This window comes from Pseudalkalibacillus berkeleyi (genome assembly GCF_021608225.1).
In the GTDB taxonomy this organism is placed as follows: Bacteria; Bacillota; Bacilli; order Bacillales; family Fictibacillaceae; genus Pseudalkalibacillus; species Pseudalkalibacillus berkeleyi.
Window position 1 is genome coordinate 353854 of record NZ_JAKIJS010000001.1, and the last position, 18848, is coordinate 372701.

Here is an 18848-nt window from a genome sequence, read left to right on the forward strand (position 1 = left end):
TCTCATCATTTTTATAGAGGCGGTTTCATATGTTTAAACAGTATATAAGATTTAATTTGTTACTACTGCCACTTTACCTACTATTAGGTATGGCACTAATCATAGGCATACTATTGACCGCAGAACGTGAAGGGTACTTTACCCATATGGCAATAGTTATCCTGCAATTATGGGTGTTAACAATCATTCCAAATATTATTTACTGTGTGATGAAAAGAAATGAGCCGGGGAATATTTTAGGATTTCTAATCACATTGGTGGTATGCCCTGTTCCATACTTCATCATAGCTGTAATAATGAGGGTGACATATGTTCAACAGTTTTAATATGAATCAGATGGAAAATTAGGATAAATTCATTGGAATAAAAAGGATAATGATAGATGGTTATGGAAGATTTCTGAAGAAGCTTAGATAACCTAAAATGATGAGAGGAGACTGAACTTATGGAAAAAGTTAATTCTATTAGGACATGTGGAGTAGAGGAGGTTTCCGAAAAGAAGCTGGTCGGCTTTCGCGTCGTTTGTGACGATATGAACGGATATATCCAAGAAATTCCTAAGGCCTAGATGTTACTAAGTAGACGTAAATCAGAAATAAAGCACTTAGTAGAACCAGTCAAGCTTATTGGTGCATTCAAATCTTCTGAGACTAAAGAAGACAATGGCTACTGGGTTTGTTATGAAGTCCGAAATTTTGAGGATGTTCCTGAAGGGATGGTTCGTCTCTTTACCCCAGCACAAATGTATGCAGTTCTTCACTATGAAGGTCACGCCTCTAAAATTCACCAAGTTTATTCTCATTTGCATCAATGGATTGAGGAGAACGGCTACAATAGACTACGAGAAAAATGGTCACTAGAAATTTATTCTAAATGGACAGAAAACGAAGACAATGTGAAACTTTGTGATCCAGTCGACTAATTGCAATTAGAAAGATTACAGTCTATCAGTGTACAAATGTTCATTTTTTTCATCTCTATTATATTCAATCTGGATGAAAGTCTATCTTTTTGTTATAAAGGAAAGAGTACAACGTTATAGAGAATTGTGAGCGATGCCTTATTTAGAGTAATCGCTCCTTTTTATTTTGAATACAGTATAAATGGTGCATTAATCCAGTTAAAGGGGTTGTTGGCATGACAGATAAAAAGGGATAAGATAAGTCTTCTAAAGGTGGTCCATACATAGGTGTTGGGATCGCATTAGGAGTTGCGCTCGGTGTAGCTTTTGATCGAATTGCAATCGGAATTGCGCTTGGTGTTGCTCTTGGAGCAGCAGCTGATCATTACAAAAAAATCAAAAAATAAACAAATAGATAGTGGGACAAGGTACCTGTCCCCTCGTCCCAGGAGGATTATTGAATGTTAAATAGGCAACAGATTGAAGCAGTGGAATATATAGAAGGACCATTATTGATTTTAGCTGGTCCGGGTTCTGGGAAAACTCGAACCATTTCAAGTCGTTATGAACACTTGTTAAGACTTGGCGTGAAACCGAAAGAAATTCTGATGGTAACATTCACGCGTAAAGCTGCGAACGAGATGAAATCTAGGATCGCTCATAACTTTCAAAATTTCAGAATGGAAGAGACCTGGGTAGAGACTTTTCATAGGATCTGTATGGAGATCTTGAAGAAAGATGGGAATCATTTAGGTGTCCCTAGGGACTTTAAAATTTGTAATCAATATGAATCCAAAACGATTGTGCAAAATATTATTAATCGTTTTGATTTGAGAGATGGAAATGATGAGGAAGAGGATCGAGTAACTAAAGAGGTAGCATTAGATGCTATGAATAAATTAAAGACGAACCTTATATCTCCTCATGCGCTAAAAAATGAGGTTCCGACTCTCCGTTGTATGAACTGGGATCAGTCTAAGAAGATTATTGATGATTTGAAAGAGAATGACACTAGTCTGTTCAATGCGCTTAAAGTAATCTACCCAGAATATCAGAAGGAATTATTAAGGAATAGATTAATGGATTTCGATGACATGATGTTCTATACCGTAGGATTGCTTGATAAGTGTCCAGAAGTGTTAGAAAGGTATCAAGAGCAGTTCAAATATATCATGGTCGATGAAATGCAGGACACAAATCATGTGCAATTTAAAATACTAGAGCTTCTAGCTGGAGATAAACAGAATATTTGTGTCGTAGGCGATGATGCTCAAAGCATTTACGGCTTCCGGGGTGCTGCAATTGAAAACATCTTAGACTTTGATCGCCATTTTTCAGGAACTAACGTCGTGAAATTAGAGCAAAACTACCGTTCGACAAAACGGATTGTTGATTTTTCTAATTCTATTATTCGTCATAATAAAAACCAGAAAGTAAAATCGTTATTTACTGAAAATGAACTAGGTGAAAAGATTACAGTCATGAAAGCTGATAATGATGAACAGGAAGCGGAAGTAGTTGCTAAGCGTATTCTAGCAATGCATCAAGAAGAACGTTTTGACTTTAACGAATTGGCTGTACTTTTCAGAAATAACTCTCACATGAATAAATTTGCGAAAGTTTTCGATGAACATAGCATTCCTTTTCGAATTACTGGGGATATTGAATTTGTTGATCGCATCGAAATAAGAGATATCTTGGCTTATCTAAAACTGATTGAAAATCCTGAAGATGCAACACAATTAAGAAGGATTATTAATAAGCCGAAGAGAGGCATCGGTCGAAAGTCTATAGAGTATATCTTTGATCATATCGGTGAAAATGCGATTGGCTTTTTAAAGGAGAAAGAAACACTTTCTAAGATGACAAAAGCTGGACAAAAAGGGATTAAAGATTTAGTAGCTGTTATTGAATCATGCGGTCCTATTTTACATGAAAGAGGTCTTTCGTACACAATTGAACACCTGTTAAGAGCATTGGATTATGAAAATAAGGTATATAGCAAAAGTTTAGATTGGATGAAGGACGAGGTTTCGGAAAGCTTGAATGAGCTAATCAGATTAGCGAAAATGGCAGAGTCAGAAAAGCCTGGTCTGTCCGTTGAAGCGTTCAGAGAATATCTTGCTAATCTTTATGTGGAGGATGAGAATCAAAAGTCAAAAGTGACATTGATGACGATTCATAAATCAAAAGGACTTGAGTTTCCTGTCGTGTTTGTATCTGGAATGGACAATTTAACGTTCCCGAACGAACAGAAAGAGGACTTCGAATCAGAACTGGAAGAAGAGAGAAGAGTCCTTTACGTAGCAGCAACGAGAGCAGAAAAAAGACTATTCCTTTCCTATCCACTTTCAAGGGAAAAACGGGTAGAAGGTACGATGAAAAAGTTAAAATCCGAAAAGTCATTGTTCCTTAAAGAAATCGGTGACTCTGAATATATTGAAGAATTGTAAAAGGAATCATGCTTACATTCTGTCATGTGCGTATTAAACTCGTGTTAGAGTAAAGAAAGGAGTCTGTACGATGAATATATATATTGTACGACACTGTAAAGCTGAGGGGCAGCCAGCTGAGTCACCGCTCACAGATGTTGGAAAAAAACAAGCTGAGGAGTTAGCTAGCTTTTTTGCTGATAAAAGCATAGACACGATAGTTTCAAGTCCATTTAGACGAGCGCGACAATCTATTGAACCTACAGCTATTAAACTTGGAATACAGTTAAAACTAGATGATCGTTTGTCTGAACGTGTACTTTGCTCAGAATCTACTGAAGACTGGAAACAAAAATTAAGGGGCTCATTTAATGAGTTAGATCTTAAATTAGCTGGTGGTGAATCTAGTAGAGAAGCTATGAGTAGAGCAGTAGAGGTTGTTGGTGATTTAAGGACCTCGGGAGTTGAAAACACAATACTTGTTACGCATGGAAATTTGATGACTTTATTGCTTAAGCATTTTAATGATCGTTTCGGATATGATGAATGGGAGCAATTAAAAAACCCGGATGTTTTTCTTTTAACAATTAATAATCATGAACACAATTTAACTAGGGTTTGGGAGTAAGAACGCTCAAACTCTTAATTTTATTAATGCTTCTTTCACATTTCGAACTGTGCGGATTGTGGAGATATCTTGTCCGAGTTGAACCGTCTTTTGGGCAAGCGCTGGTCTGATTCCTGATAATACGGGTTGGATTCCGAGTAATTGTAGAATTGAATTGATCTTAAATAGGAAATTGACGACATCAAGATTCATTTGATAGATACCTGAAAAATCGATAATCAAATACTCTAGCTGATGCTTAGTCAGTTGGTTGGGAATGAAGTCTAAAAGGTGGTTTACTTTGTCTGAATCAAATGATCCAACAAGTGGGATGATGCCGATGCCTTCAGAAATAGGAACTATGGTAGAAGAAATCTCCATAATTTCTTTGGATGCTGTCTTTAATTGTCTTTCTGCTTCTTTACGTGAGGTAATATCTCTAATAATGGATTGAACTGCGATATGATTACCGAATAGAACTGGATGACAATAGATTTCAATGTCTGCAAGAGTCCCATCATTTAGATAGATTCTGTCTTCGATTAATTCACCAATCAGATCTTCTTCTTGATTGCGACGAATCCGTTCTCTTATAAAAGGTCGTGAACGTTCTTCAAATAGATCAACAATATTAGCCCCAATTATCTCTTCTTTTTTTGCTTTCAAAAATTGAGCACCAGATTCGTTAATAAAAAGGACTTTTTGGTCTGAATGGATGATTGTTGTTTCAAAAGAGAACTCGACAATTTGACGATACAAATCCTCAGGGTCAAGTGTGGCAAGACTAGTTCTAGACACCTTTCTCATAACCATACCCCCAAACACCCGAAATTTTTTATGTTCCCTTTATTGTATCACCGATTCGTACTTATTGAATGTGGCTCGTTGCAAACTTTTTGTTATGAATAAAAAAAGAGGCGCTGCATTATCAAGTGTAAGTAACGCTATGATCAGCGGTTAATGCACCAATTTAGAATATGTAATCTAGTAAATATAGCATGTTTTCGAAACCTTCCTGAAAAACTTCATGGAATAATATGCTAAAATTGTAGTTAGATACAATTGCTCGTTATTCAGCAAAAGGGCAGCATTCTATACTAAGAGGTTACTAAAATTATTCTATAATAGGGCTAGATTGTTGAATAAGTGGATTTGAATATAATTAATTGAAAGATTCATGGTATAATATGGATTAAAAAAGCAGACGGAAGAACTTACTGGAAAGGAAAACAAATTTTGATAAACGTGGAATATAATCAATTTAAAAGTATGGAAAAGAGAGACTTACATGTGCACCTTAATGGTGCAATTCCTAAGGAAAATATTATTAAATTTATTAAAGAACAAAATATAGTAATACCGGATGGGTTTAATCTTAATACAAACTTACAGATCAAAAACCCTGTAAGTTCTTTAAGAGAATATTTTTTACCTTGGGAAGTTTTAAAATTACTTCCTAGAGATTATGACACACTATGTAACATGGTTGAAAAAGCTATTGAAAAGTTAGTGAGTGACAATATTAATTATGTTGAGTTTAGGAACTCGCCTTTTTACATAAGTAAATTAAATAATATTCCTTTGAACGAAGCTGTCTCTTGGCTTGTAAACGCTTTACTTGACAACTCTATAAAATTTAACATTGATGCTAGATTAATACTCTCCTTAACTAGGCATGAATTAAATGATGGTCAAGGAATTGAATTATTAAAAGCTATAAAAGCATCCAATAGATATAACGTTATTGTTGGTGTTGATATGTCTGGAGATGAAGATGTCTTTGTTCCAAAGGAAATTAATAAATTTTTTCTAAAAGCAAAAGAAGAATACGGCCTTAACATAACTATACATGCAGGAGAAACGGGGAATTTTGAAAATATAAAATGGGCTATTTCTGAGTGTAATGCGGATAGGATTGGCCACGGCAGTGCAGCTAAGTTCTCGGAATACACATTAAATTTAATTAAAGAAAGAGACGTGTGCCTAGAAGTATGCTTATATAGTAATTTAATGTCAGGTAATTGTGCGGATCTTTATGAACATCCTATAAGAACTTTTTTGGAATGGGATATTCCATTTGTTCTATGTACCGATAACCCTTCAGTACATGGCAAGCTATTATCGGAAGAATATTTATTATTCTTAAAATATTTTGATAGATTAGATGTAATAAATGATATGGAAATCAGAACAGAAAAATATTCTTTTGGTTAAGGAGAAAAAAATGAAAATAAGATTCATGTCAGGGAATGTAAATAAACTAAAAGAAGCTCAGGATATTTTGTCAACAATAGGACTTGAAGTTGTGTCTGTGAATACAAAAATTAATGAAATTCAAACTGAGGATTCAATAGAACTTGTTTATGATAAGGTTATAAAGGCATTCAAACAAGTAGGTAGACCGCTTTTTGTTGAACATACTGGATTATATGTTGAACACTTTGAAGGGTTGCCTGGAGGGCTTACTCAAATTTTTTGGGATAAGTTGCAAGCAGATAAGTTTTGTGAAATTTTTGGCAATAACCATAATGTGAAAGCAGTGGCTAAAACAACTATCGGTTATATTGATGGTAAAAACACAAAAATATTTGAAGGGGAAATTGAAGGTGAAATATCTACATCTCCTAGAGGCGATAGAAGTTTTCAGTGGGATTGTGTATTTATACCAAAGGGTTATGATAAGACATTTGCTGAACTCGGAGAAAAGAAGAATGAAATTTCAATGAGAAGAAAAGCATTAGACAAATTTTCTTTGTATTTAAGGGAGGGTGAAGATGAATAAAAATTACCAAGAGTTAATCGAAGCGATTAGAAAAAAGAATATTATATTGTTTGTTGGTGCTGGAGTGTCTGCAAGTCTTGGCCTACCAACCTTTAGAGATTTAATAAACCATATAGCTGAAAGAATGGGTTATGAACAGGAAATTTATAATGTCTTGGGAGGGGGAGATTATTTAACATTAGCTGAATACTATAAAATCAAAAAAGGCTCAATTGGTGAGCTAAGAAGTTGGATGGACACTAATTGGCATAATCCTAACATAAAAATTAATGAATCTAAAATACATGAATTAATTATCAAACTTGATTTCCCTATAATTTACACAACAAATTATGATAGATGGATTGAGAAAGCATATGATTATCATAAAAAAGGCTATACAAAGATAAAAAATGTAGCTGATATAAAAGATACTAAAAATGGAAAAACACAAATCATTAAATTCCACGGTGATTTTGATGATGATAACTCCATTGTCTTAACAGAAACTAGTTACTTCGATAGATTAAATTTTGATGGCCCATTAGATATTAAACTAAGATCCGATACCTTAGGTAAAGGTATTTTGTTTATTGGTTACAGTTTAGATGACATAAACATCAGGTATTTACTTTACAAATTAACAAAGTTATGGGAATCATCTTCTAGACCTGAACTAAAGCCAAAGTCATTTGTTTTTCTACCACGTCCTAACGAAATTAAAAAGACCATATTAGAAAACAAAGGTGTAAATGTAATTAATTCAGAAATAGACAATTTAAGTAAAGCAACTGAAGAATTTCTTGAGACCTTATGGCTTGAAATAAAAAATAGTTAGTACATCTTCAACAATCGGGCGCAATTCTAGAGTATTGGAGTGCGTCCATTGTTCCGTTATAGGGGCGAAGATGGAAGATAAATACTCCAGCAATCCTTAGTTACTTTAAAATCACTTAAAGAAACGAGGGAGAAGATGACAGAGATTTAAGAAATTGGTTTTATTTGTGTCACCAACGAACAAGGAATAATTGTGAATGAATCGAACTTGAACAAAATGGGTTCGAATTTTGGATATTTATGTTTACTCCAATAAGTGATGAAATTATTTCGGTATTTTTGGATTAAAGTGTGGTATAGATATATGACTGACCAGCTACTATATAATTTCACTAAAGGTGCTAAAGTAAAAGAGCAATAGAGTTGAAGCACAAAATATGAGTAGCTTATGGGAGGGAGGATATATTGAGTACAATTGTTTATATGGTGAGACATGGTGAATCGCCAAAAGAGGGAAATGATAGGACAAGAGGTTTAACAGAAAAAGGTTATATGGATGCTCAACGAGTAACTGACATATTGAAGAAAGATAAGAAAATTGATGTAGTTGTTTCAAGTCCATACATACGTTCAATATCAACTGTTAAAGAGTTAGCTAAACAGATAGGGCAGCAAGTTTTAGTTTTTGAGGATTTAAGGGAGAGGGATTTTTCAACTAAAGTGAGTAGATTAGCTGATAATGAACTACGTCCACTTTTGGAAGAGTCATTTCTTGATTCGTATTACTCCTTCGAAGGAGGAGAATCAAACGCTGATTGTCAAAAAAGAGCTATAAAAGTTTTAAAAGAATTACTAAACACTTATAGAGGTAAGGAAATAGTGATAGGAACCCACGGTGCTGTTATGACCTTGATGATGCGATATTTTGATAGCAATTATGACTTGAATTTTTTACATAGTACATCAAAACCTGATATTTATAGAATGGAATTCAATGAACAGGAATTGGTGAATGTCGAAAGAATCTGGGGAAAAGCCTAAGTATCTTGATTTGAGGTCTTTCACAATAGGGAGCATTGAATTATATAAGCATTGGAACAAACAAAAGCCGCATCTCGCTCCGTTAAGGATTGAGATGCGGCTTATTTTAGCTTTTATAATGATTAAGCTTTTCTAGTAAGGGCTTGTTGCAGTGAAAGTGAATGGTACGTTTGCGCCAGTGTATAGACCGACATAGACGTATTTCGTTCCACCTGGGATCACGCCTGATTCATTTGCCCCGGCTGTAGCAACGCCACCGATTGGTTCGAAGTTTTTGTTATAGAAATACACATCGTAATCATACTCCCCATCACTTGCACCTTCTAATTTGAAGTTGTGGATGCCATCTGCATATTGTTCAGGAAGCGTGATGACATATCCATCTGCACCTTGGGATGCAGGCTCAGGATTTTGAGTTGTGACAAACTCGTTTTCTGTTACTGCAAGCGTTGCTGGGACACCAGCTAAGCTTCCGATACCTGTTCCAGCGTTACCTGCTTGAACGGTTCCTTCCGCTACAAATGGTTCTTCTGTAGCAATCGTTATTGGCTCAATTTTCGATTTGCCAGAAGCGAACGCTTGAATTTCAGCAACCTGTACGTAGCCTTTAGAGTTATCCTGTGCATCATGCGAAATGAACTTCAAGTACTTCGCTTTAACAGGTTCAGCTAAGTCATAACCTCTGTAGTGCAAGTCTGCAACTGTTGGACGAGGTTTTTGTGCTGTGAACTTTTCTCTCACCACTGTCGTCCAGTTTTCACCGTCTTCAGAAACTTGAACGCTGAAGTTTTTCAGAGTAGCAAATCGTGCTTTCGAAACGTCTTTCATTGCACTCACTTGAATGTGTGAAACGTTGACCGCTTGATCACCAGCTAGGTCGACAACGAACTCGGATCCTTTAAATCCATTTTCTTGCGTGTCGGTTGCGTATACACTTGCTTCTGTATCATCAATCGCAAGTTTCACCGGATTACTGTCGGACTCTCCAGAAACGCTCTTGATCGATGCACCGTTAAAGGAAGAAGCTACGTTAGGCTCTAGCTTGAACTTGAGCTTGTTTTTTTGACCAGGTGTGATTTCTACGTCACGGATCGTTCTAGAACCGAATCCACGGGCTTGAATGGTGATGTCATATGTTCCTTCAACAATATAAGAAGCAAATCCACCTTTGTTAGAAGTGGTTGACACTGGCGTCGTACGTGCTTCAAATTCACCAATCATGATACGAGCATCTTCAATTGGTTTGTTGGTAGCTGCATTAATGACTTTACCGACAAGTTGGCCATTTCGCTCACCGTCAGGGTGGTTGAATCCAGGAATCGGATCTGTATCGTCACCACTGTTAGAGTATGCGTTAGCGCCTAATCCACGTTGTGCGAAAGCTGTCCATAACGCATCATAGTGAGCACCATCATATCTCTCGAAATCAGCTGCGATAATTGCCGTTCTCATATCTTCCATCGATGGGTCGGGAACAGAAATCGGCATCGCATCCATAACGAGGTGTTCTGCAATCGATTCGCCTTCACTTTTACCATAGCGCTCAATTAACTCTTCTCTCATCTGCCATAAAATTGCCGCCCAAATGTCTCCGTCAGAGTGAACTTCCGGTCCGCCTACATCATAACCGACATCACTGTAGTTGTAAGGTGCGTCGTCTAGTGAGTAGCTTCGGATTCCGCGCTCGTCGTTACCCGTCACATATGCACCGACAACAGGCTTCTCTTGCTTACCGTTCTTGATGAGGTAATGCATGCCGAACCAGTCACCCCAGCCTTCGCCCATCGATCCAGATTGATGGCTGCCAAGTGCTTCTCCCCCGGCTACGTAACGGTTGGAAAGGGCATGAGAGTATTCGTGATAGATGATTCCTGCATCATAGTCCCCATCTGCATATTCTCCTTCAAATGCACCTGCGATTGGCTCCCATAAGAACATTCCGCTCCACGCTGGAATGCCATCCGGCAATGTCAGCATGTAGGCGTTATCTCGACCGGTGTAAGTTGGAGCGCCACCAGAAGCTGCGCCTGCTTGAACGAGACCGAGAATCGCATCTCCATCTAATCCGCCTTTACCGAAGTTAGATGCTTGTAAGTTCCCTGCAGGTTCTGTCCATCCAAGGTTATAGAAGTAATCATGGAACAAGTTGTGATGGTAGAAAAGGTTCGTCGCCGCACTGTGGACATCTTCTGCATAGGATGGAGGCACCGTTGCACCTTGTGTTTCTTGCCATGCATTATTGAAGTTGTATTTAAGTTTGCCAGTTGGAGCGACAGGACGTACTGCTTGGTCAGCAGGTACGAGGAAGTTACTCCAGTTCGCATAAGAGTTAGCATTGTTTCCGAACGTCGTCACACCAAGATTTGTACCAGGCGTCATCCATCCATAAGGAGATGCATTTGAATCACCTTTGAATGATTTAACGACTTGAGTTCCACCTTGTGGTGCTCCTGGATAGTTTTCAAAGATCAATCCTTCAGGATCTGTCAGGTAATCGACGAGAGAACGCTTATATAGCTGTTCGCCTGTTTCTGCATCAATGACCATTTCATAACCTTCGTTCAATTTTTCAATGAAAAGGACACGGTAAGCTGGTCGTACACCATTTTTCGTGATGAAGGTCGCCTTTTTAACGCGTTGTTCTGTCGGTAGAACATCACCCGCAGCAAATACGTCCCAGCCTTTTTCAGTACCTGTTAATTCTGGTGTATATTGAAGGCTCTTTGCCTCTAAGTCGATCGCTTTGTTGAGAGCGTCCGTCGAACTTAACACAAATTCACCAGCAAGTGATTTCGAACGACTTGCATTTCCTGTTACCGATAAAATTTTCCCTTCTTTGTTGACGGCTACAATGATTCGTCCACCGTAAACGGATTCGATTCCGTCAAACGTCTGTTGGAACGTAACAGGATGAAGGCCAGTGCCCTTCATTGCATAATCACGTACAACTTTTAACGAATCGATTTCAGCTGCTTTTAATCCGAAAAGGGATGCATTTTCTTTCAGCCATTCTCGAGCGATTGTTTCTGCATTTTTGTTTGAAGCTTCTGAGAGATAACCTTTCTCTTTTACAATCGTAGATGGTGTACCAAAGAGGTTGTTCCATTTTATTTTAACTCCAGCACCAGCTTGTTCAATCAATGTATCTGCAGCACCGAGTTGAACACTCGTCGGAACGACTTGATTCAACACATTCCGCACATCGTAATTTGCTGATAGGTTATGTTCATGCAAAATATTTTCTACATTATGACCCGCCGTTTCTGCAGCATTACCGCCACTACTTACAAGAACTTGACCTGCAAGTAAGCTGACGCTGAGTGCAGTAAGTATACTTCTCTTTTTCAATTTAAATCCTCCCCAAGTGTTTTAGCATTACTAGCCTTTTTCGCCAGTATATAGGCGTTCCCTTCCCGTCATACCGCAAATACTGACAACAGTCTATATGGTTTATTTGTTAGCACTACACCTACGTAATACGAAGGATATAGAAGGTGTAGACTTTCCTAATAAGATAGAACTAGAAAAGGAAATTGCGTTTTTTTCAAGAATAAGGAAGGGAGATAAAAAGGGGGATTGAGAAATGTTAATGTATCCAACTGCAACAACAAGAGAAGAGAAGTTTGAAATGATCGAACGTGTAAAAAGTCGATTAATCGAAGCCTATGGCGAGAAGATAATCGCAATCGGTGTTTACGGGTCGATTGGTCAGGAAAAGGAAGGAGCATATTCAGATATCGAGATGCACGTTGTATCTGAGGATGGTTTTAAGGTTGAAAGACAAGAGTTCATCATAGGTAAATTTAAGATTGAGCTAGATACGTCAGAGAGAAGTGAACTGTTTGCTGAGGCAGCTGAAGTAACAGACAACTGGCCGATTAAAGCAGGTTCATTCGTACATATTAGGTCGATTTATGATCCAATTGGTTTGTTTGAGGAAATAAAAAAGCTACCACATACAGGAACAGACAGTGAATTTAGAGATGTAATGAGAGAGTTCATGATCTGGGAGCCTTACGAAACGATGGGTAAAATGAGGAACAATTATGAGAGTGGTAACTTAGAATACATACCAGTCGGAGCGCGGGACCTTGCTTGGCAAACAGCGAAATTGATTGGTTTAGCGAATCGGAAGTTTTACACAACAAGAGCTCGAACCTTTGAAGAATCACTTCATATGGAGACGAAGCCAGAAGGGTATGAAGTCATAGCACGAAAAGTAATGGAAGGTGACTTCACAGATAAAGAAGATGTTTACGAAATGTGTGAGAAGCTTTGGACTGGATTGAACGCATGGTTTGAAGAGCTTGGAATTGAATATAGAGTGGAAGAGTTACCATTTTAATAAGAACAAGAGTGTACGTCCAAGGGTTTCACTCTCCTCTTTAGTACACTCTAAGATTGTATTTTATTGCCTAAACTGATTCGGTTGTTGAGCTGGCGCGAAGCTATGGAGCATTTGGTTCATGTCTTGTGGAGTGAGCTGCGGTACTTGGTAATAATGGCGCTTGTTTTGATATAAGAAAATTTCGTATGCCATTTCGATAAAGTTCGGCACACTGTCCGCAATCACTCGGCGCAACACAGGATTGGTCATTTCGAATGCTGTCATCCCTAACAACGATCCAGTCGATTTGATTAAGCCGAGCATGTATCCAGATACACCTTGGTCGTTCACCTCATTAGCTGAAGTAAAAGGCTTTTTCGGTTGTCCTGGCGTCAAACCGTAAACGGTATTATTATTTTGTTGCATTTTATAAACGCGTGTTGAGTGAGACGGTTTTTCTCCAGTTGAGAACGCTTCGACACAGATGTTATACAAATCTGTAATGAAAGCGTGCTGGCGATAAAGTATCGTACGAAGCTCTTGATCCTTTACGTATTGATCGAAAATCAAATATTGATCTAGCACACTGATGAACGTTGCGAGCACTTCATGGCTGTCGAACATTTCGTGCCCGCCATGATTCATGTTTGGTGGTGTCGGTGCAGGATTTGGCTGCATTCCGGGCTGCTGCGTGCGATTTTGTGGCATAGCGGCAGCTGGTGGTGTACCGAATTGATTCATTTTAGGTTGTTGCATCCCTGGTTGCGGTTGTTGACCGCCACCTTGATTCATTGAATTGTTCATATGTTTTTCCTCCTATACAATTCTAGCTACGTAGTTAGTGTTTCATTTGGATAGGAAATCATGTATACAATGTGGAATATAGAGAGGAAGGGAGAAGTGAGTAGATGTTAAAAGAACGATTAACAACACTTAATGAAATGCCTGATGAAGAAATACATAAGGTAGATCTTGAAGATCTTACACGAAAGATGATTGAATCAATTGGTGATACAGACCCAGAGTTAAGGGACAAGCTTATTTTCAGTACTTTTGCAAAGTTGATTACAGGTCGTCACCTGTCAGAAACGTTAATGATAGAAATACTTAGCTCATGTATGAATGATGACCATTTGTATTACTGTATCGGAGAGAAGGGTACAGACTCCGTTTTCACACGATCTTTCTCTGCTCTTGTCGTGGCAGTGATTTTAATGGAAGACGGAAAGAATAGGTTTATACCAGAAGAGCTAGCTAAAGAAGCTTGTGATCGAGCGTTTAATTATCTTTTAATAGAAAAAGATCTACGAGGGTGTGTCGAGGGCAAAGGATGGGCACATGCTGTGGCACATGGTGCAGATCAGCTGGCAGTTGCCATCCAACATCCAGTGATCGACACTTCAACCTTTTTCGCGAAGGGTCTTGAAGCTGTGAAACATTGTGTACTTCGAGATGAAGGTGTTTACACGGACAATGAAGAAGAGCGTTTACTTATGGTGATTCACAGTTTGATTGAAAGAGGCATATCCGAAAAAGATCTGAATCATTGGATCCACGCCATGTGGCATCAGCTTAGTGAAAAGAAAGACCAAGAAGGTTGGTCTGATTCATACTTTCATATGCGGACAAATCTCAATCACTTTATGCGCACGATGTATTTCCTGCCGCTTCTTGAAGAGAAGATGCCATCCATTCGTATGAAAATTGAACAACACTTAATGGATGCCCATCGGTCAATGTACCAAATGAGCTAAATACTATGATGAATAGTATAGTTGAAAAAGAAAAACTTGGCTTTGCCAAGTTTTCTTTATCTCATATTTTCCAATAAACCATCATCATTTACATTTCGTATCAATGTAATTTTACCATCGTCATTGATGTTGATGACGCCAGTGACGGTAGCAGTGTTGGTTTGATCATTTCTACTGTATTCCAATTCGACTTCGTAGTTGTACGCATACTGATCAGTTTGATCTACCTTTTGTATGACAATCGATTTTGACTGAAGTTGATATCCGCCACCATGTGCGAATCGTAGAAATAAGAGTGCGTTATTTGTATTCACCATCTTCTCCAAGTCAGCTACGAGAGGGTCGTAGTGTTTTTTCATATAGGCTTCTAGTTCAGGTGGATAAGCCCCCTCTTGATCAAGAATCTTGCTTAATTTTTCATTTGGGCCATTGAACTCGTTTTCAAGATACGCTTGTATGGTTTGTATATGTTCTTGATCTTTCGAAGTCGAACACCCGACAACAAAAATGAAGACAACAGCTATAATGGCGAATTTCTTAATGAACCCGAACAACCAACCTTTTCTCATATTTCTTCACCCTCTCCTTGGTTTCCAAAACCTTCCTTATTTTTATATACGAATGACCTTAAGATAAGTTTCAGTAACCTAAATAAAAGGATCCAAATCAATTTGCGATTTGGACCTAATAAGCTACCCTTTGATGTTCTAAGAATCTAAATTCACCCAAATGACGGCTCCCATCGGATGTTGATAAGGCACAGGATTTGCAAATATTTGCGGGTTTTCAAGCACCCATGCATGCGTGTTCTTGTATGGCATCACCTGACATTCATCTCTAGAAATCCCATGATAACGCTCGCCAGATTGATACGTGGTTGCATTTAATTTTTTACAATCTACTAAATCGACTGTTCCATAAACATGACCAGACCCACTTTTTATGAGAGCGATTTGACCTCGAATTTTCGTGTTTGATCCTCGGATTTCCCACGTTTTGTGACCTTCTAGGATCTGTTCGATCCACGGCGATTTGATGATTAATCCTTTCATATGTACATCCTTTCTTATTCGTTTGCGCTCCTTTTTCGCTTAAAATCCACTGTGATCGGTTTAAAATCTTTTTTTGTGAGTATAGTATTTGATCGTTCATTGGATCTTTGTATTATTTTCGGTGCAACAGATAAACGGTTGTACTCCTGTTCGAAGCCCATCAAGGCCATTTTGGCTGCTAAAATTGTTAATGTAAAAAACAATACAGGAACAGCTGTGATTTGTGGGTGACCAGCCCATATGAACTCCCACCACGAACCAAGCAACCCGGACCATTCGTTAGATATTGAATATTCTCTAGAAGTATCATACATGTCCTTCGTAATACCTAAACCACCTAGAAAAATTCTTAATAATCCAAGATGTGCAAGTAACAATAGAACTTGAATCAATTCACGTAAGAAAATCATGAAAAACTGAGGGAGTAGGTAGGGCATTAAGTGCTTACGAATCATTTGCCACTTACTTGCACCAAGTACTCTCACACCTTCCATGAACTCTTTCTTCATGATCCGGTCTGTCTCATTCATGACGAGAGCTGATATAGTAGGTATGGCAATGGCTGTGAACACGATTACTATGATGAAGAATTGTTTAGAAAAGCTGAGCGAATAGCCACCTTCATAAAAGCGTTCATATAAGAGCACCCAAATTAAACTAAAATAAGCAAGTAATGTCGCTGGAAAGTAGTTGACAGCATCTGCAATTGAAGCTACCCACTTCTTCATTTTACCGAAAAACATCCCAAAGAAAATGCCGAGTGTAGATGAAATCAGCAACCTTAACAGTGCTACTGCAAATGCAATCCCTAACGTATATTTCGTCCCAATCAACATTAAGTATAAGATGTCTCGACCGAAATGGTCTGTTCCAAAGGGAAAATAGTCTGTCGGTTTGTATGGATGCTTAATGGGCTCGCCGTTTTCATCAAATAAAAAATAAATGACAGGGATTTCATCATTCTTGAAAAAATAATAACCAAGGCTTGTGAAAAAGAGACCGAGAATGAAAAGTGTTCCAATCATGAACAACGGATTGCGCAGTAAACGAATGCCTAACATCATATGATCACCTCTTTACCAGTTGTTCGACGAATGATCATTTTACTTAGTAATAAAATGATGAAAATAGGTATGTAAAAGAGAATGAGACTGAGCGCGATTACGTCAGTTTGTTGGTAATTCAGTATGTATTTGGTTAGCCCGCTAATGTTGAATAGCCGCTCTAAAATAATCAAGTTCGATAACATGATCCAGATAATCGAATTTGTATGACTTGTAATTCCGATAATTGCATTACGAAAAATGTGTTTTAGATAGAGAAAATTAGGCCGCAAACCTTTGCTGGCCGCAAATTCTACATAGGGTTGCTCATATTCCTCCAGTGTCATGAACAAGGACACTTTAAAGAAGAAAAGCATCGGTAGGAGCGATAAGACAACAATTGGAACGAAGTACACTTTCTCAAAGCCTCCAGCAATGGGAAACAGTAGGATGTCCGTTTTCTTAAACAACCAAATGATGAAGAATTGAACAACAAAAATGACAAAGATGTCAGGTAACGCTTCCAAAAGTGAAAGAACATTGGAAATCCTCTGTTTGATTCGTTTGGAGAAAAAAGAGGTCAAATATGTTAGTAAAACCCCACCTAAGACGGCAACGAAAAGAGCGCTTAGAAAGATGCGCATTGAATAAAAGTAATAATCCCAAAAGACAGGAAATACGGAATACTGCTTATCACTCCAATTGTAAAAATCTTGCCTGAATTTGAAACTGTAGATGTCTTTATACACCATCATTTCATGAGGATGAATCAATGAGAGGACTGTACTTTTTACATAGCCGAAATAATTGGACAAACTGAAATCAAAACCATACATCGTCATTCCAAGGAATGAAGAGATGAGCACAATGCCTACAACGACAGCTAATAAACGCAACGCACTATTTATAATTGTTCGAAACAAGAGACCACCACCATAACCCCTTTTATATAAAGACGATGATTAATGTGGCCGGTTGGGAAAAAAAGGGGATTTGCATCCAACATACAATTGACTATTCTAAAAAAACAAATCATATGATAAGTTAATACTATCAAAATTTTCCAATAATGTGGAAGGTGAGATGTTTTGAAAAAGAACTATACCGTATTATTCATCCTCTTGTTTAGTGCTTCCATTACAGGTGGATTGGCACTCGATGGTGTTGTTGAGTATTCTATGCTTTTCGGATATGGAATGGCAACGATCTTTCTATTGCTTGCAGGATACGCTCAAGGTAGAAGAAGCAAGAAGACAGAGTAGATAGGTTAGGTATCGGAGGAATATTGATGAGCTTTTTGACTTGGATGGCAATCGCAATCGTAATTACAACGAGTATAGTAGCTGTCAACAGTCGTAAGAAAACGGAGAAGAAACATGTCGTTGCTCTTATTTGGTTTATAGTCGCAGTTATTTTGTTTTTCGTATGGTGGTTTACTCGGAAGTGAATGCCAGACTCTTAAGGAGTTCATATGAAACGAGACAAGAGTACACTTAAAAGGAAAGTGCAAGCGACATATAGAAAGAATCTAAATGAACAGCAGAAAAGAGAGGAAGGCTTAGGATTTCTTATACTCGTCTTTTTCGTATCAAGCCTGTTCCTACTGATTACTTCTTGTTTTAGTGGGTTGTAATAAATACAAGCTCAGAATCATTCAGGTTATATACATATAGCAACATGAAGTGAATTGAAATGATATGTTGAAAGTAGTGAGGAGAATCAATGGTTTCTTCCGTATCAAATATAAATTTGAAAGTAAGTTTTATCATTTTATGTACATTTATATTTACAGTTTTATCATTGATCATTTCATATGGATACATTAATAGTAAAGAAATAAGTTCACTGACTTCTCAATGCTACGCAACAGATGGGGAAGTCATTTTGGAAATTAGTAATAACCTTACAAATAGTTATTCGTTTGAGTGTAAAAGATAGGTAGTTAAACTAGTGTAACGTATTGAGGTGTGTGTCCATGGCGAATACTTGTGTTAAATGTGAATCAATCATGGTGGAGGCTAAGCTAGACAGTTATCCAATTAGAGTATTCAATGCAAAGGAAAAGCCGAATTCTAAGACTATGAGTGAAGTATTACCTTGTTATGTATGCTCAAATTGTGGCTTTATCGAACTTTACGCTACAAATCCTGAAA

The 18848-nt window shown here is 37.8% G+C and carries 21 protein-coding genes and 1 pseudogene; 15 read left to right on the forward strand and 7 right to left on the reverse strand.

Going from position 1 to position 18848, the window contains the following annotated elements; translation table 11 throughout:
• Window positions 1–29: 29 nt before the first annotated feature.
• The 6 genes and pseudogenes from L2716_RS01875 (at window position 30) to L2716_RS01890 (ending at window position 3961) form a co-directional block, all read left to right on the forward strand.
• Window positions 30–326 carry a hypothetical protein gene (locus L2716_RS01875; RefSeq protein ID WP_236331214.1) on the forward strand — a complete coding sequence of 99 codons (297 nt, stop codon included), beginning with the start codon at window positions 30–32 and terminating at the stop codon, window positions 324–326.
• Window positions 327–445: 119 nt separating this feature from the next.
• On the forward strand, window positions 446–568 hold the full coding sequence (locus L2716_RS18255) for a hypothetical protein (RefSeq protein ID WP_268963923.1): 123 nt from the start codon (window positions 446–448) through the stop codon (window positions 566–568).
• On the forward strand, window positions 569–922 hold the full coding sequence (locus L2716_RS01880; protein ID WP_236331217.1) for a GyrI-like domain-containing protein: 354 nt from the start codon (window positions 569–571) through the stop codon (window positions 920–922).
• Window positions 923–1173: 251 nt separating this feature from the next.
• Window positions 1174–1308: pseudogene (locus L2716_RS18470) on the forward strand (glycine zipper domain-containing protein); the annotation flags it as partial.
• 54 nt (window positions 1309–1362) lie between these two features.
• Window positions 1363–3354 (forward strand): ATP-dependent helicase, encoded by a 1992-nt coding sequence (locus L2716_RS01885; protein WP_236331220.1) that lies wholly within the window; start codon window positions 1363–1365, stop codon window positions 3352–3354.
• Window positions 3355–3424: 70 nt separating this feature from the next.
• The gene (locus L2716_RS01890; RefSeq protein WP_236331223.1) at window positions 3425–3961 is read left to right on the forward strand and encodes a histidine phosphatase family protein; all 537 of its coding nucleotides are present in this window, start codon (window positions 3425–3427) and stop codon (window positions 3959–3961) included.
• A 6-nt stretch (window positions 3962–3967) separates the two neighbouring features.
• On the opposite strand, the gene L2716_RS01895 is transcribed toward L2716_RS01890, so the two are convergent.
• Complete coding sequence (locus tag L2716_RS01895; RefSeq protein ID WP_236331226.1) at window positions 3968–4747, reverse strand: PAS domain S-box protein; 780 nt, start codon at window positions 4745–4747, stop codon at window positions 3968–3970.
• 438 nt (window positions 4748–5185) lie between these two features.
• Between L2716_RS01895 and L2716_RS01900 the strand changes: the two genes are divergently transcribed.
• From L2716_RS01900 to L2716_RS01915, 4 genes are all read left to right on the forward strand, one after another.
• Window positions 5186–6154 carry an amidohydrolase family protein gene (locus L2716_RS01900; RefSeq protein WP_236331230.1) on the forward strand — a complete coding sequence of 323 codons (969 nt, stop codon included), beginning with the start codon at window positions 5186–5188 and terminating at the stop codon, window positions 6152–6154.
• A 10-nt stretch (window positions 6155–6164) separates the two neighbouring features.
• Entirely contained in the window at window positions 6165–6722 is a 558-nt protein-coding gene (locus tag L2716_RS01905; protein ID WP_236331232.1) for a non-canonical purine NTP pyrophosphatase, read from the forward strand.
• Entirely contained in the window at window positions 6715–7539 is an 825-nt protein-coding gene (locus L2716_RS01910) for an SIR2 family NAD-dependent protein deacylase (RefSeq protein WP_236331235.1), read from the forward strand. The genes L2716_RS01905 and L2716_RS01910 overlap by 8 nt, the downstream gene beginning before the upstream one ends.
• Window positions 7540–7943: 404 nt before the next feature.
• Window positions 7944–8519 (forward strand): histidine phosphatase family protein, encoded by a 576-nt coding sequence (locus tag L2716_RS01915; protein ID WP_236331238.1) that lies wholly within the window; start codon window positions 7944–7946, stop codon window positions 8517–8519.
• A gap of 132 nt (window positions 8520–8651) precedes the next feature.
• Here L2716_RS01915 and L2716_RS01920 read toward each other — a convergent pair whose 3' ends face one another.
• On the reverse strand, window positions 8652–11867 hold the full coding sequence (locus L2716_RS01920; protein ID WP_236331241.1) for a M36 family metallopeptidase: 3216 nt from the start codon (window positions 11865–11867) through the stop codon (window positions 8652–8654).
• Window positions 11868–12102: 235 nt separating this feature from the next.
• Between L2716_RS01920 and L2716_RS01925 the strand changes: the two genes are divergently transcribed.
• Entirely contained in the window at window positions 12103–12864 is a 762-nt protein-coding gene (locus tag L2716_RS01925; protein ID WP_236331244.1) for a kanamycin nucleotidyltransferase C-terminal domain-containing protein, read from the forward strand.
• A 63-nt stretch (window positions 12865–12927) separates the two neighbouring features.
• On the opposite strand, the gene L2716_RS01930 is transcribed toward L2716_RS01925, so the two are convergent.
• Window positions 12928–13554, reverse strand: a complete 627-nt coding sequence (locus tag L2716_RS01930) for a spore coat protein (protein WP_408005316.1) — start codon at window positions 13552–13554, stop codon at window positions 12928–12930.
• Between the two features lie 200 nt (window positions 13555–13754).
• Here L2716_RS01930 and L2716_RS01935 point away from each other — a divergent pair, with 200 nt between their 5' ends.
• The gene (locus L2716_RS01935) at window positions 13755–14600 is read left to right on the forward strand and encodes a DUF2785 domain-containing protein (RefSeq protein ID WP_236331247.1); all 846 of its coding nucleotides are present in this window, start codon (window positions 13755–13757) and stop codon (window positions 14598–14600) included.
• A gap of 56 nt (window positions 14601–14656) precedes the next feature.
• Here L2716_RS01935 and L2716_RS01940 read toward each other — a convergent pair whose 3' ends face one another.
• From L2716_RS01940 to L2716_RS01955, 4 genes are all read right to left on the reverse strand, one after another.
• On the reverse strand, window positions 14657–15169 hold the full coding sequence (locus tag L2716_RS01940) for a hypothetical protein (RefSeq protein WP_236331250.1): 513 nt from the start codon (window positions 15167–15169) through the stop codon (window positions 14657–14659).
• 138 nt (window positions 15170–15307) lie between these two features.
• The gene (locus L2716_RS01945) at window positions 15308–15652 is read right to left on the reverse strand and encodes an ASCH domain-containing protein (protein WP_236331253.1); all 345 of its coding nucleotides are present in this window, start codon (window positions 15650–15652) and stop codon (window positions 15308–15310) included.
• Between the two features lie 14 nt (window positions 15653–15666).
• Complete coding sequence (locus tag L2716_RS01950) at window positions 15667–16716, reverse strand: ABC transporter permease (protein WP_236331256.1); 1050 nt, start codon at window positions 16714–16716, stop codon at window positions 15667–15669.
• Window positions 16713–17618 carry an ABC transporter permease subunit gene (locus L2716_RS01955; protein ID WP_236331259.1) on the reverse strand — a complete coding sequence of 302 codons (906 nt, stop codon included), beginning with the start codon at window positions 17616–17618 and terminating at the stop codon, window positions 16713–16715. Before L2716_RS01955 ends, L2716_RS01950 begins: the two co-directional genes overlap by 4 nt.
• Before the next feature lie 165 nt (window positions 17619–17783).
• On the opposite strand from L2716_RS01955, the gene L2716_RS01960 reads away from it, so the two are divergent.
• The 3 genes from L2716_RS01960 to L2716_RS01970 are packed head-to-tail and all read left to right on the forward strand — an operon-like array spanning window position 17784 to window position 18328.
• Entirely contained in the window at window positions 17784–17957 is a 174-nt protein-coding gene (locus L2716_RS01960; protein ID WP_236331262.1) for a hypothetical protein, read from the forward strand.
• 26 nt (window positions 17958–17983) lie between these two features.
• Window positions 17984–18142 (forward strand): hypothetical protein, encoded by a 159-nt coding sequence (locus L2716_RS01965; protein ID WP_236331265.1) that lies wholly within the window; start codon window positions 17984–17986, stop codon window positions 18140–18142.
• Window positions 18143–18166: 24 nt separating this feature from the next.
• The gene (locus L2716_RS01970) at window positions 18167–18328 is read left to right on the forward strand and encodes a hypothetical protein (protein ID WP_236331267.1); all 162 of its coding nucleotides are present in this window, start codon (window positions 18167–18169) and stop codon (window positions 18326–18328) included.
• Window positions 18329–18848: the final 520 nt, after the last annotated feature.